The following is a 13,481-nucleotide window of genomic DNA, read 5'->3' as shown; positions in this document are numbered from 1 at the left end:
GCCACCGTTCGGCGAACGCCTCGCTCAACCAGGCCAACCTGCCGGGCATCCAGAACCGGTTCAACCTGGCCTGCTCCGGTGGCCAGCCACATGAAATCCACCAACCCCAACGCCCGGTCGGCGTCCTGCGCCCTGTCGCTGCCGTCGGGGACGAACTGAAGATCGAATTCGGCGTCGCAGTTGTACGGGGTGACCGCGATGCTCCCGGCGCTGACCCCCACATAGACCGTGTCACTCAGCGACGGCAGGAGGTCGGCCAGGCCCGACTGGCGCAGCCAGTAGGTCAGGTACAGCACATCGCCGCCCCAGACCAGCAGGGCATCGGCCTCCCGGACCGCCGGAACCCAGTTCTCTTCTCGAATGGTCGGCAGCGCGGTGAGCTCCAACAACCCCAGGGACTTCCAACCCAGCTGGCACAGCGGGATGTCGGGTTGGCCGTGAATCGCCTTCCACGCCTTCTCAGCTCCGCCGGGAAAGGGGTAGACACCGGTGGGAACGAACAGAGCCGTGGACTCAGCGAGCGGCTTGCCCAACAGGTCGACCAGCGCGTCGGAAATGCTCGGGTTGCTGATGCCCCCCGACGTGAGAAGAAACTTCATGCAATCCGCTCCCCTGAAGCCACCGAAATGACGGCGATCATGGTGCCCATGAGAACCAGCGTCCCGGCTCGCTGACCCGAGCGACACATCGCTGGATCATCCGTCGGCGGCCGTCCAACCGTCAACTGCCTCGGCCTGCGCGACGACCTCCACGAGGGCCGGTCGGGTCACATCCTGGTTGTCGATGACAACATCCGCGCGTTCGTGAGGCGCGCAGGCGGCGAAGTACAGCCGCTGCCCGCCGACGTAGCGGCCGAGGCTGGGATGTTCGGGATCCGGATGGGAACCGTCGCGTCGGGCCATCCGTGCGACGGTGACCGCGAACGGCGCGTCAACGAAGACGGAGAAGTCCCAGCACTCCACGAGCTCGTCACGATGCAGGAACAGCCCGTCGACGATGAGTACCGTGCCGGGCGCCGCGGTCCGCCACTCAAGATCCAGGATCTCGTCTGTCCGAAGATCATGGGCGGCGGGACGGTAACAGCGAGAGCCTCCGGGACCGAACGGCTCCAGCACGTTGTGGACGAGGGCTTCGTAGTCGTAACTGTCGAGCCAGAAGCCTTCCGGCGAATCCCGGCCACGGCGATGCCGCACCGCCCGACGGTGATGAAAGTCGTCCGCCGCCACGTGCACGACAGGACGTCCCCGGTCGCTCAGCAACACGGCCAACTCGCCGGCGAACGTGGACTTACCCACCCCATCGACCCCGTCAACGGCCACCCGTACGCACCGCGGCGCGGGGAACGTCGGCACCAGGTCAGCGACATGGTCAAGCAACTGCCGCCGTACGACGCTCACGCCGTTCCTCCATCCTGACCGGAAGCGCGGCACGCCCCACAGATCGAGAACGTCATCTTGGCAGACGCCTCACCAGCAACCGGACCGCATCAAGCCCGTCGGGCTGTCCTGGCCCAGCGAAGCTGGTGTCAGCTGGCGGGCAAGGCGATGGTCTCCAGTCAGGCGCTCAGGGCGGGCACGACGGCGTGGAGGTCAGGGCCGTCGACCGTTGCGCTGGCGGCGGCACGCGCTTGGCGTGCTCGTCGAACTGCTCGGCGACCTCGCCGCTCTAGCGGCCGGCGACTATCTACAAGCGTGGCCGCACGTTCGGTCGAAGCCGAAGCGGCTGCAGGTAGGTGACGACGACCGCCCACCGGTCGGAGCGCGACCACTCGCCGAGCAGGCGAGCCGCCATGTCAGCGTCAGTCGACGATCGTGCGTGACGTGGGTACGGTGACACGGTGCTCGCGGCCGTGAAGGGTCTGTCCCGCTACCACACCGAGGAGTCGCTGCGCGCCTACCTGCTGGAGCGCTCACACCGTACCGAGAGCGGCTGCCTGGTCGTCGAAGGCTACGGGCAGCGACGTGGGGTGCACCAGAAGGTCGCGGGCCGGGCGTGGGCACACATCGCCGCGTACGTCGTCTTCCTCGGCGGGTACGACCCCGCCCTCGACGTCGACCAGACCTGCGGCGCCGCCGACTGTATCGAGCCGACTCATCTGCGACAGCTCAGTCGTGCCGAGGCCGGCCGCCGCCGGAACCAGGCGGCGCAGTGCCGCAACGGCCACGACCGTGAGCTCGACCCGGCGACCGGCCGGTACCGTCGGGTCTGCCGGACGTGCAACCGGGAGGCACAGCGCCGGTGGCGTGAACGCGAGGCAGTCGAGGTGGCCCAGGCCCACGCCGCGTACGGCCGCTCGTAGTCAGCCCTCCAACGCTTTCCGATGCCGGTACCGCCACTCAAGCTGTCAGGGTGCGAGGACCGTGAACGAGTCAAAGACCTGCGGGCGGTGCAAGCAGCTTCGGCCGGCAGAGTCCTTCGTCGGCGCGACCGGTCGCACGATGCTCTCCTGTCAACCGTGCCGCGACTACTCCCGTCGTGTGAATCAGGCCAGTAGGGATTCCCGGCCGGGCTCTGCGGCATCCATGAGGATGACCTCCCGGCAACTCTCGCCGGTCGCCCCCGGAAGGACGGCAAGCCCTCCGCCCAGGCGTTCCGGTTGGTCGCGGATCACTGCCACGGCACCAACACCGTTCGGGGTCTCCTCTGCAACGGGTGCAACTCGGCACTTGGGCACTTCCGGGACAGCCCTGAGGCGCTGCGCCGCGCACTGGAATACCTCCAGTCGGGGCCGTCATCGGTGCCGCCCCGAGAGGTCACCTGAGTTCCCGGCCAACACGCGCGCGCCGACCAACCCAAACGCTTACACCAACTTAAGTCCTTACGCACAAGAACTGTCATTATGGTGCATGAGCGTTACGTACCTTTTGTCCCAGGTAATTAAAGGATTTTCATTAACGACAATCCGATAATTGCCTGCTGTGAGCTGTGCTCGCTCGCTTCAGTCCGGCTCAAGAACGCGGTGGCGTTACGGCCCGCACGCGCTGAGGATGTCGACATGGATGACCACAGCCCGAACGCGGCCGACGAGCGGGAGGAAGCCCTGCCGGGCGGCAACATGGGGGGTGCGACACGGGTCGGTGCCACTGTTCGGCGCGGTCATGGGGCATGGAGCCCGACGGTTCAGCGCCTACTACGACACCTACGGGAGCGCGGCGTCACCTGGGTTCCGCAACCGCTCGGGACCGATGAGCACGGACGTGACAGCGTCTCCTACCTGCCGGGCATCGTGCCGCAGTACCCGTTGCCGGACTGGATCTGGAGCGACGGCATCCTCGCCGAAGCAGGTCTGCACCTCGCACAACTTCACGAGGCCAGTGCCAGCTTCGACACCGTCGGCGGAGTGTGGCAGTTTCCGGTGCGACAGCCAGCTGAGGTCATCTGTCACAACGACTTCGCGCCCTACAACATGGTCTTCACCGACCGGCGACTCACCGGAATCATCGACTGGGACACGGCCTCGCCCGGTCCCCGGTCGTGGGATCTGGCCTACCTCGCGTACCGGCTGGTGCCGCTGGCCCACCCCGACAACGGCGACGCGATCCACAGTGACCTGGCCGAGCGGGCACGTCGGCTGCGCATGCTCTGCGACGCCTACGGCTCGGGGCAAGACCCTGACCACATCCTCCAGGCCGCAGTCCACCGACTGCACGACCTCGCCGCCTTCAGCGAGGCGCGGGCTGATCAGGGACAGGAGAACCTCCGCAGTCACGTCGGGCTCTACCAACGCGACGCCATGTGGATCACCGCGCACATCCTTCGAAGGTGAGTGCCGACAGAGGTCGCTGGCGGACCAGCCCAGCTTGCGCTGTATCGGCCGTTCAGTCGGCTGCGGCCGACGAACGGTCATTTCCATGTGCGTGTGCCTCCTCCCGGCGGCTACGAAGTACGGGTGACCAACGAGGTAACCGTTCCCCTGCTGCCCTGCGCGTCCATCGACGACATCGTCGCCTTCTACGAGGTGCTCGGTTTCCACACCACCTACCAGCAGCGCAAACCCAACCCGTGCGTGGGGTTGCAACGCGAAGATCTACATCTGCAGTTCTTCGAGATCGCGGGGTTCGATCCGGCGCAGTCCTACGGTTCGTGTCTTGTGCTGACCTCGGACACGGGGCAGCTGTACCGGGCTTTCGCTGCGGGAATGCGCGCCGCGTACGGCAAGGTGTTGGTCTCCGGGACGCCCCGGATGACCCGGCCCCGCGCGCGAAAGAACGCCGACGGGCTGAGCGGCTTCAGCGTCATCGATCCAGGCGGCAACTGGATCCGCGTCTTCCAGAACGCTCCGGTCTCCCCCGCGTCAGCGCCGACTGAACGGCTGGGCAAGGCGATGGCGAACGCCGTCGTGCAGGCCGACTCCCGAGGGGACGTCCGGCAGGCGGCTCGGATTCTTGACAGTGCGCTGGGCCATCCCGATGCAGATGACGACCCTGTCGCGTTGGTGGAGGTGCTCGTGTACCGCGCTGAGGTCGCGATGGTCCTGAACGATCCGGCCACGGCGATCGAGATGCTGACCCGTGTTGACAGTGTCGCGTTGAGCGCGGACCAGGCCACACGGGCTGCGGCTGCCTATGAGGCCGCTACCGACCTTGCCGCAGCGCTGTCCTAGGTGTCGCATCCAACCGACACGCGCCGCGTCGGGTGATTGCCCCCAGGCCGGTCAGGGGCGGAGCCAGCGATCGAACCAGGAGCGGGTCCGGCGCAGAACGTCGAGTTGGTGGTGGCGTTCCCGGATCGAGTGGCCCTCTCTCGGGTAGATCACGAACTCGTGCTCGACGTCGAAGTGGCGCAGCGCCCGGTGCAGGTACACGGCCTGTCCAAGGGGCACGTTGGTGTCCTCGGCGGCGTGCAGGATGAGCACCGGCGTGCGGATGTTGCTGGCGAAGGAGATCGGGCTGACCGCGTCGTGTGGGTGGGGACCGATGCCGGACCAGCCGGTGCTGCCGCCGAGTGCGGCTTCGAACTGGCCGTTCTCCCCGGTCGCGGCGAGCATGCCCCAGTCGATGATGCCGGCCCCGACCAGCGCGGCGCGGAAGCGGTCGGTCTGGCCGACGGCCCAGGCGGACATGAAGCCGCCGTGGCTCCAGCCGGCGATGCCCAGCCGGTCAGGGTCAGCGATGCCCTCGGCGACGAGCAGGTCGATACCGGTCAGGATGTCTGTCCACTCCTGCTGGCCGACCCGGCCGGCGACGCTGGCGGCGAACTGGTGACCATGGCCCTGACCGCCGCGCGGGTTGGGCAGCAACACCGCGTAGCCGGCGGCGGCCAGCCACTGCGCGCTGGGGAACCAGAACAACTGGCAACGATCGGCGTAGCGGTCGTACGGGCCTCCGTGCACGATCGTGACCAGCGGGAACGGCCCCTCCGAGGCGGACCTTCCGACCGGCAGTACGAGCAGGCCGTCCAGGTCGAGGCCGTCGGCGGCGCGGTAGGCCAGCGGTTGTTGCGTGCCGAGGGCGACGGCGTCCAGTTCCGGCCGGGTGTTGGTGATTCTGCGCAGCGGCCCGGTGGGTGCTCCGATGTGAACATTCGCGGGCTGATAGCGGGTGCCGGTGAGCACCGCGATCTCGTCGCCGGCAGGGGTGGCGGTGAGATTGTCGAGGCGTCCGGGGTGATGCGACAGGGTCGTGAGGTCGGTGAGGTCGAGCCTGGCCAGTGTCGTGTTGAGGCCGTCGGCGAACACCACCAGCGGGGCGGCGGTGGTCTGGCACAGTTCGGTGGGGCACATCGCGAGGCCAGCGGTGCGGTTGCGCAGGACGCGGGTCTCCATGGCCAGGTCGAACACGGCGGTGCCGGCCTGCAGCAGCGGTGGGGTGAGCGCGAGGTAACCGAGGTGCCAACCGTCCTCGCCCGGCCACCAGGCCAGCGACCGTGCGTCGACCTCGACCGGTCCGAGGTTCTCCGCGGTCCCGGTCGTGGGGTCGAACAGGTGCAGTTGGCCGTTTCGCGGGCCGTGGTCGTTGTCGGCGCTGGCCCACGTCAGCACCGCAATTGGGCCGCCGTCGGGACGTTGGCGCAGGTCCACGACGTGCCGGTCACCGAACGCCTGCGGGGTGGTGACCCGGCCGGTGCGCAGGTCGAGCAGGCGCAACCGGGCGCGTGGTTCGCGCTCGCCGACGACGATGGCGTCGTCGCGGTCGCGGGTACGGCGAGTGTCCTGCTCGGTGGGTTCGTCCTCGGCGAGCAGGGCGACCAGGTTGGGGTCGGTGAGCGGCAGGTGGTCGATGACGCCGCCGCGCCAGCTGGTCAACGTGGTCACTATGCCGTCGGCGAGGGTGAGCCTGTGCAGTTGCGAAATGCCGCGTTCGGCGCGGTCGGAGAGGAAGAACAGCGTCTCCGAGTCGGCCGACCAGCGCGGCTGGGACTCGGTTGCCGTGTCGTCGGTCGCCCGGCGCGGCGCGGCGGCGGAATCGGTGGGTACGAGCCAGAGTTCGGTGTCGAGGTGGTCACCAGTCCGGCTGTTGGGAGCGAGGACATAGCAGAGCAGGCGCGCGTTCGGGGCGAGCGCCGGGGTTTGCGGGGCACAACCATCGACCACGAGTTCAGCGGTGAGACCCGTCATGCGACGAGTCTGCCAGCATCCACGAAGCACCATGCGACCGATCCGGCGCTGGATCGACGCACCGGCGAGGCATGATGTCCCCATGGACGCGCGCGGCCCGCTGGCCATGGCGCGAGCGGGAATGGCTCGCCGCCGTCCTGGCCGAGCGTCCGCTGCCGGGGTGATTAGGTGTCGGAGCAGCGTGAGCTGATGTTCTCAGTAGACGAACGCGACCGGATCCAGCGGCGGCTGCTGCATCTGGCGGAACAAGACAGCGGTGTCGTCGCCGCCGCGATCACCGGTTCGCACGCCACGAACGACGAGGATCGCTGGTCGGACATCGATCTGGCCTTCGGGGTCAGTGACCCGCTCGACGCCGTGATGCGTCGATGGACGCGACAGATGTATCAGGACTTCGCGGCGGTCCACCACTGGGACCTCGCGGACGGGTCCGCGATCTACCGGGTGTTCCTGCTGCCTCACTGCCTGGAAGTCGACCTCTCCTTCAGCCCGGAAGGCGAGTTCGGGCCGCGAGGCCCGAGTTGGCGACTCGTGTTCGGGCGTTCCACACCATCCCGGGCCCCCGCGTCGAGCGGCCACGACGGCACGGCCGGCCTGGCATGGCACCACGCGCTGCACGCACGGATCAGCATCGAACGAGGCAGATTCTGGCAGGCGGAGCACTGGATCAGCGCCATGCGGACCCAGACAGTCGCACTCGCCTGCCAGCGTCTGGGCCACCCCACCAGCTACGCCAAAGGCGCCCACCTACTGCCCTCCGACATCACCGGCCCGCTCGAAACGACATTGGTCCGTTCCACTGACGAGGTCGAGTTACGCCGTGCGCTCTCGGCGGCCGTGACGGCCCTGACCGCGGAACTCACCCGTACGGACCCGACGCTGGCCGATCGGTTATACCCGGTTCTCACCGAACTCGCCGCGATCGATCGCCCGCCGGACGACGGGACGCGCTCCGCACTCGGATGACGGCGGATGTTGACCGAGCCGATGGTCACGATGGTGGGTGTGCCCCAGGCCCGGGCAGTAGATCGATGTCCGTAGCCCGCATGGGCTGTTCGCACTCCGAGCACCGTAGTTCGACGTGACTGATCTCGCCGCAGGCGTGGTGGCGGTAGAGCACCGGCGGGCCGGCGTCGCCCGCCGTCCACCGGTCACCCCAGCGCACCATGACGAGCAGCAGATCGCACAGCTCCCGGCCTTTGTCGGTGAGCAGGTATTCGTGTCGGACCGGCCGGGTCGAGTATTCACGCTGGGCCAGGACGCCCTGTTCGACCAGCCAGTTCAGCCGCTCGGCGAGCACCTTGCGGGAGATGCCGAGCCCCCGCTGGAGTTGCTCGAAGCGGTGTGTGCCGGCGTAGACGTCCCGCAGGATCAGCGGAGACCACGGCTCACCGATGACGTCGAGGGTGCGGGCGATCGAGCACGCCATGGCGCCGAATTGCGTTCGCTGCATGACGCCACGATACGCAAGGTGGTTCCTTGAGGGAACTGACTCTGCTAGCGTCACATCAGTCCATCTCTTTAAGAAACGGACTTGTCTGTGCCCCCCTCCACACGTGCATGGAAGCCGAAAAGAGGCCCACATGAACCATCCGCCGATCGTGCCGACCAGGGACTGGCAAGACGCAGTGAACACCTTGCGCGTCCGCGAAAAGGAACTCACCCGCCAGCTCGACGCAGTGGCCGCGGCGCGCCGCCGGCTGCCGATGACGCCGGTCGAGCAGGACTACGTGTTCGAGGGCCCGTCCGGGCCTGCCAGTTTGACCGACTTGTTCGAGGGCCGCCGTCAGCTCATCGTCTACACCTTCATGTGGCACGGCGTCGACGCTGTCTGCTCCGGCTGCTCGCTGTTCACCGACAACGTCGGACACCCGGCCCACCTCAACGCCCGCGACACCACTCTGGCGTTGACGTCCCATGGCCCGCTGGACGACCTGCCGGCGTTGCGGCGGCGGATGGGTTGGACCCTGCCCTGGTACTCGTCGTTGAACAACAGCTTCAACGCCGACATGGGAACCGGCGACGGGTTCGCGCTGAACGTCTTCCTCCGCGCCGACGACCGGATCTTCCGCACCTACACCACCACCTCCCGCGGCGTGGAACGGCTCGGCAGTAACTGGTCCTTTCTCGATCTGACGCCGTACGGCCGACAGGAGACCTGGGAGGACTCGCCGGAAGGCTGGCCGCAGACCCAGCCGTACCAGTGGTGGCGGCTGCACGACGAGTACGACACGGCAGAGGACCCGTCATGACAGTCGACACCCCGGTCGCCGAGCTCCTCTTCCAGCAGGAGGACGCAACACCCTTCAACACCGACGTGGCGACAGTCAAGCCCTGGAGCCAGGCATTGGCCTGTCTGGAGTCGGCGCACAAGTGTTGGCTGTCGACGGTGGGACCGGGTGGCCGTCCCCATGCGGCCCCGGTGATGTCGGTGCTGGTGGGCGGGGCTCCGTGCATCGCGAGCCGCCCGAGTTCCCGCAAGAGCCGCAACCTGGCCCACAATCCCTGCGCTGTCATCACAGTGAGCAGCGACGACCTCGACCTGGTGGTGAGCGGTGAGGCTCACCAGGTGTCGGGCGACACCGCGCTGCGCCGGGTGGCCGCCGCCTTCGCCACGAAGTACGGCTGGACGTTCGCCATCAGGGACGGCCGAGTCCATGACGACAGTCTGCCGGGAGCGCCCCAGTACGCCTTTTACGAGGTCTCCCCCGTCCGGGCTTTCGGCTACGGCCCGGACGGGCTGACCGCGACTCGTTGGCGGTTCAACCGCACCTGAGTGACCGGGCGCGGGGCGACCCAGCAGAAAGTCGCCCCGCGCCCGTTCGCCGCTGGTTGGTCTGGCCCGCGACCTCGACGACGAGGCCGCCGGCCTGAGGTCAGTGGGCGGGCTCGCCGAACCAGCGGGAGAGGTGCTCGTCCAGGTCCCGCTGGTCGTCACCGACCCAGGCGACGTGGCCGTCGGGGCGCAGCAGGACACCGGGGACGTCCAGTGCCGCACTCGGATCGGCCAGGTGATCGACCCGGTCTGACCAGCCGCCGACGGTCAGGCGTTCGGTCCGGTCCAGCAGCAGGCCCCGGCCGTGGTGCAGCAGACCGTAGAGGTTGCCCTGCTTCACGGCGATGTCGGGCAGGCGGCGACCGAGCAGGTCGGGGCCCGCGCCGAGGTCGTAACGGATGCCGATGGCGGTGATCTTCTCCAGCAGACGGAGGTTCACCTCGTCGAAGTCCATCAACTCGACGAGCAGCCTCCGCACCGCCTGTGCGCCCGGTTCGGTGGACAGCAACTCCGTCTGGGCTCGGGTGTTGTCCAACACCGCCTCGGCAACGGGGCGGCGTTCGGCCTGGTAGGTGTCCAGCAGTGCCTCCGGCGCCCAGCCGCGGATCCGCGCGGCCAGTTTCCAGCCGAGGTTGACTGCGTCCTGAACGCCCAGGTTGAGACCCTGCCCGCCGATGGGCGGATGGATGTGCGCCGCGTCGCCGGCCAGCAGCACCCGCCCGACCCGATACCTGTCGGCCAGCCGGGTGGCATCACCGAAGCGGGACAACCAACGCGGGGAGTGCACTCCGAAGTCGGTCCCGGCGACGGCGCGCAACTGGTGCTTGAAGTCGTCGAGGGTGGGCGGTTCGGCGCGGTCGCTGACCCCGGCGGCGGGCACCAGGACGCTGTAGACCCCGACGCCGGCTGGCCGGAGCCAAAATCGCTGATGGGTCTTGCGGACCTTGGCCACCGTGACGGCGAGCTCCTCCGGTGGGACGCCCACCTCCATCTCGCCCATCAGGCTCTCGGTCCGGGCGGGCTCGCCGGGAAAGCCGACGCCGAGCAGTTTGCGCACCGTGCTGCGCCCGCCGTCACAACCGACGAGGTAGCGCGACCGCAGTTGTTCCCCGTCGGCCAGTTCGACGGTCACACCCTCGTCGTCCTGCGTGAGGCCGGCGACCGCGCAACCGCGTCGGACCTGCGCGCCCAGTGCGATGGCGTGTTCTTCGAGCAGACGTTCGATGACCGGCTGCGGGATACCCAGGAGGTAGGCGTACCGGGGATCCAGGCCCTCGGGCGCGGGCTTGGGGATGGCGGCGAAGAAGGCGCTGGCCGGACGCCGCCGTCCGTGCGGGAGGATGCGGTCCAGCAGCCCGCGCATCGCCATCAGCTCCAGACTGCGGATGTGCAGGCTGACGATGCGGACGGCTGACGTCGGCTCGGTCTCCTTCTCCAGAACGAGGACCCGCACGTCGTGCAGTCGTAGTTCGGCGGCGAGCATCGCACCGGTCGGCCCGCAGCCGGCGATGATCACGTCGTACGTGCGATCGGTCGACGGTGACGTGGTGGAGAGTTGCACAGGTATTGCCTCTCGGGAGTGCCGTTGTGGCAAGGCGCTCCCGGCGACACCTACGTCAATCGCCCGACCGTGACGGCAAGGGGGAGCACCCACATCGCTGCAACGTTCATGGGTCTCACCTCCTCAGGCGGTGTCGCGGTCACCTGCAAGCTATCTCCCCCAGCGCGATTCCGTCGAGCTCTTTCCCCGCCACGTCATCACGGGGTCGGGTGGGTCAGCGATCGGTGGAGCCACTCGGCCATCAGCGCGCGTTCGGCGTCGGTGAGCCCCGAAAGGTCGGGCAGCACCGTCGCGAAGGTCACCGCGACGGCCTTCGCGGTGGTGTCGGGTGTCGCTGGAGTTGTCGCCAGGATGCCGGAGAGCACGGTCTCGAGCATGGCCTCCCCCAGACCGGGGTCTCGCTGGTCGGGGGGCATTCCCAGCAGCGTGAGGATGGTTCCGTTGCCCGCAGAGTGGATCATCAGCAGTGCGCGCTCCTCGTCGACCCGGAGCAGGCCGGCTGCGGCGAGTCGCCGGACGCGGCGACGTAGCACGTCGAGGCCGGCGACTGTTGCCGGCGAGGGTGCGCCGCTCCCCCGGGTGGCGATCAGCGCGTACAGCTCGGGGTTTGTCAGGCCGAACTCCACGTGCAGGCGCCATCCGGCGCGCAGATCCGTTACGGGGTCGCCCGTCGCGGCGTCGGCGGCGACCGATTTGCCGCTGACGTAGGCCGCCATGACGTGCTCGGCGACGGCGTCGATGAGGCCGTCCTTGTCGCCGAACAGGCGATAGATGGTCGGCGCCTGGACGCCTGCGGCCTGGGCGACGGCGCGCGTCGTCACCGCGTTCGCGCCCTTCTCCCGCAGCAGTTGGGTCGCTGCCGCGACGATGCCCGCACGGACGTCGTCGCGGGTGTCCTGCGTCGTCACCATGTACCGATGCTAACAGCGTTTTGTTATCCCCGAATTATCGGTGCTAACGTCTTGCACGTAACACCGATAACAAGGGAGTGCTCATCATGATCGTCGTCACCGGTGCCACTGGAAACCTCGGGTCCCAGATCGTCGACCGGCTGCTCGACCGACTGCCGGCCGACGCCGTGGGCGTGAGCGTGCGCGACGTCGACAGGGCCGCCGGCCTCGCCGAGCGGGGCGTACGGGTGCGCGCAGCGGACTTCACCGACCCGGCCACGCTGAAGCACGCCTTCGAGGGTGCCGACAAGGTCCTCATCGTGTCCGCCGCGATCCGCGGCGCCGACGCGTTCGTCGCGAACCGCGCCGCCATCGACGCCGCCCGCGCCGCGGGAGCCAACCGGATCCTCTACACCAGCCACCAGGCCGCCTCCCGGGACTCGCTCTTCGCCGCCCAGCCGATCCACGCCGCCGCCGAGGAGCACCTGGCCGAACTGGGGGTTGCCTTCACCGCCCTGCGCAACGGGTTCTACGCGAGCACGCTCAGCCTCTCCATCGGCGCCGCGCTTGAGACCGGGCAACTCGTGGCGCCGGCGGACGGCCCGGTGTCCTGGACCGCGCACGCCGACCTGGCCGAGGCCGCCGCCGTCGCCCTGGCCGAGGACGGCGTACTCGACGGGGTCACGGCACCGTTGACCGCCGCGGAGATGCTCGACCTCGAAGCGGTGGCCGCCATCCTCAGCGACATCACGGGCCGCACCGTCGAACGTGTCGTCGCGGATGACGACGAGTGGCGGGAGGCCGCCATCGCGCGAGGCATGCCCGCGGCTGCGGCCGACTTCACCCTCGGCATGTACCGCGCGGCGCGAGCGAAGGAGTTCGCCGTGACCGATCCGACGCTGGAGACGGTCATCGGCCACCGCCCGGCACCCGTCCGCTCCGTGCTCGAGGCCATCGTCGCCCGGCGATGACGCTCCCTCGTGCCGGTCAGCGCAGCATCGCCCGGGTCATGCGGCGGGTGGCGACGTACATCGCGATCGAGCCGAACGCGACGAGGTACGCCACCGGGATCAGCAGCTCCCAGCCGACGTGGCCCAACGCGGGTTCTCGGACCAGCTCGATGCTGTGGTAGAGCGGTAGCGCCTGGATCACAGGCCGCACCGCCTCCGGGTAGACCGACAGGGGATAGAACGTCGTGGCGAACAGGTACATCGGCAGCATGAACAGCTGGATGTACTGGAAGTCGGGGAAATCGCGCAGGTACGTGGTGACGGCCAGTCCGCCGGCCGCGAACGCGTACGAGATCAGCAGCGACGCCGGCAGGGCCAGCAGCACCCAGGCCGACGTGACCAGCCCACCGACGGCCATGAGGGCGAGGAATCCGATCGACGTCAGCAGCCCGTTGATCATCGCGCTGGTCACCTCGCCGACGGCGATGTCGGTGACAGACAGCGGTGTCGGCAGGATCGCCTCGTAGGTCTTCTCGACCCTCATCCGGATGAACACACCGAAGCTCGTCTGGTTGAACGCCGTGTTCATCGCCGTGGTCGCCAGGATCGCCGGGGCCACGTAGGCGGCGTACGGGACATCGACGCCGGGGACCGTGCCGACCAGCATCCCGACGCCGACGCCGATCGACAGCAGGTACAGGATCGGTTCGACGAGGGCGTTGAGCAGCGGTGTGACCGACCGGCGGTA

Annotated in this window: 14 protein-coding genes and 1 pseudogene; 8 read left to right on the top strand and 7 right to left on the bottom strand. The window is 68.5% G+C overall.

Annotation, left to right across the window (positions count from 1 at the left end):
• Positions 1-92: 92 nt before the first annotated feature.
• Together ABZ749_RS15840 and ABZ749_RS15835 are read right to left on the bottom strand one after the other, a co-directional pair.
• Positions 93-599: pseudogene (locus ABZ749_RS15840) on the bottom strand (Type 1 glutamine amidotransferase-like domain-containing protein); the annotation flags it as partial.
• Between the two features lie 96 nt (positions 600-695).
• The gene (locus tag ABZ749_RS15835) at positions 696-1,397 is read right to left on the bottom strand and encodes a uridine kinase (protein ID WP_357228164.1); all 702 of its coding nucleotides are present in this window, start codon (positions 1,395-1,397) and stop codon (positions 696-698) included.
• Positions 1,398-1,837: 440 nt separating this feature from the next.
• On the opposite strand from ABZ749_RS15835, the gene ABZ749_RS15830 reads away from it, so the two are divergent.
• The 4 genes from ABZ749_RS15830 to ABZ749_RS15815 all read left to right on the top strand — a co-directional run bounded on the left by ABZ749_RS15830 (position 1,838) and on the right by ABZ749_RS15815 (position 4,603).
• Positions 1,838-2,299 (top strand): HNH endonuclease, encoded by a 462-nt coding sequence (locus ABZ749_RS15830; protein WP_357228161.1) that lies wholly within the window; start codon positions 1,838-1,840, stop codon positions 2,297-2,299.
• A 219-nt stretch (positions 2,300-2,518) separates the two neighbouring features.
• The gene (locus tag ABZ749_RS15825) at positions 2,519-2,761 is read left to right on the top strand and encodes an endonuclease domain-containing protein (protein ID WP_357228166.1); all 243 of its coding nucleotides are present in this window, start codon (positions 2,519-2,521) and stop codon (positions 2,759-2,761) included.
• A 234-nt stretch (positions 2,762-2,995) separates the two neighbouring features.
• On the top strand, positions 2,996-3,766 hold the full coding sequence (locus tag ABZ749_RS15820; protein WP_357228158.1) for an aminoglycoside phosphotransferase family protein: 771 nt from the start codon (positions 2,996-2,998) through the stop codon (positions 3,764-3,766).
• Positions 3,767-3,889: 123 nt separating this feature from the next.
• Positions 3,890-4,603 (top strand): VOC family protein, encoded by a 714-nt coding sequence (locus ABZ749_RS15815; RefSeq protein WP_357228155.1) that lies wholly within the window; start codon positions 3,890-3,892, stop codon positions 4,601-4,603.
• A 51-nt stretch (positions 4,604-4,654) separates the two neighbouring features.
• Here ABZ749_RS15815 and ABZ749_RS15810 read toward each other — a convergent pair whose 3' ends face one another.
• Positions 4,655-6,556, bottom strand: a complete 1,902-nt coding sequence (locus ABZ749_RS15810; RefSeq protein WP_357228152.1) for a prolyl oligopeptidase family serine peptidase — start codon at positions 6,554-6,556, stop codon at positions 4,655-4,657.
• Positions 6,557-6,745: 189 nt separating this feature from the next.
• On the opposite strand from ABZ749_RS15810, the gene ABZ749_RS15805 reads away from it, so the two are divergent.
• Positions 6,746-7,522 carry a nucleotidyltransferase domain-containing protein gene (locus ABZ749_RS15805; RefSeq protein ID WP_357228149.1) on the top strand — a complete coding sequence of 259 codons (777 nt, stop codon included), beginning with the start codon at positions 6,746-6,748 and terminating at the stop codon, positions 7,520-7,522.
• Between the two features lie 25 nt (positions 7,523-7,547).
• Here the strand turns inward: ABZ749_RS15805 and ABZ749_RS15800 are convergent, their stop codons facing one another.
• Positions 7,548-8,009: a helix-turn-helix domain-containing protein gene (locus tag ABZ749_RS15800; protein WP_357228147.1), complete on the bottom strand. Its 462-nt coding sequence runs from the start codon at positions 8,007-8,009 to the stop codon at positions 7,548-7,550.
• A 130-nt stretch (positions 8,010-8,139) separates the two neighbouring features.
• Between ABZ749_RS15800 and ABZ749_RS15795 the strand changes: the two genes are divergently transcribed.
• Together ABZ749_RS15795 and ABZ749_RS15790 are read left to right on the top strand one after the other, a co-directional pair.
• Positions 8,140-8,808, top strand: coding sequence for a DUF899 domain-containing protein (locus ABZ749_RS15795; protein ID WP_357228144.1), 669 nt, complete (start codon positions 8,140-8,142; stop codon positions 8,806-8,808).
• A complete protein-coding gene (locus ABZ749_RS15790; protein WP_357228140.1) occupies positions 8,805-9,332 on the top strand; it encodes a pyridoxamine 5'-phosphate oxidase family protein in 528 nt (175 codons plus the stop codon). The genes ABZ749_RS15795 and ABZ749_RS15790 overlap by 4 nt, the downstream gene beginning before the upstream one ends.
• Positions 9,333-9,432: 100 nt before the next feature.
• Here the strand turns inward: ABZ749_RS15790 and rox are convergent, their stop codons facing one another.
• Together rox and ABZ749_RS15780 are read right to left on the bottom strand one after the other, a co-directional pair.
• Positions 9,433-10,893 carry a rifampin monooxygenase gene (gene rox, locus ABZ749_RS15785; RefSeq protein WP_357228137.1) on the bottom strand — a complete coding sequence of 487 codons (1,461 nt, stop codon included), beginning with the start codon at positions 10,891-10,893 and terminating at the stop codon, positions 9,433-9,435.
• Positions 10,894-11,090: 197 nt separating this feature from the next.
• Positions 11,091-11,804, bottom strand: a complete 714-nt coding sequence (locus ABZ749_RS15780) for a TetR/AcrR family transcriptional regulator (RefSeq protein WP_357228134.1) — start codon at positions 11,802-11,804, stop codon at positions 11,091-11,093.
• Between the two features lie 86 nt (positions 11,805-11,890).
• Between ABZ749_RS15780 and ABZ749_RS15775 the strand changes: the two genes are divergently transcribed.
• Positions 11,891-12,754, top strand: coding sequence for an NmrA family NAD(P)-binding protein (locus ABZ749_RS15775; RefSeq protein ID WP_357228131.1), 864 nt, complete (start codon positions 11,891-11,893; stop codon positions 12,752-12,754).
• 16 nt (positions 12,755-12,770) lie between these two features.
• Here ABZ749_RS15775 and ABZ749_RS15770 read toward each other — a convergent pair.
• The coding region (locus ABZ749_RS15770) for an ABC transporter permease (RefSeq protein WP_357228128.1) at positions 12,771-13,481 on the bottom strand (711 nt) is incomplete at its 5' end.

The sequence above is a fragment of the Micromonospora sp. NPDC047753 genome (genome assembly GCF_040642735.1).
In the GTDB taxonomy this organism is placed as follows: Bacteria; Actinomycetota; Actinomycetes; order Mycobacteriales; family Micromonosporaceae; genus Micromonospora.
The sequence above is the reverse complement of the archived record's forward strand: the minus strand, read 5'-3'. Positions and strand labels throughout refer to the sequence as shown.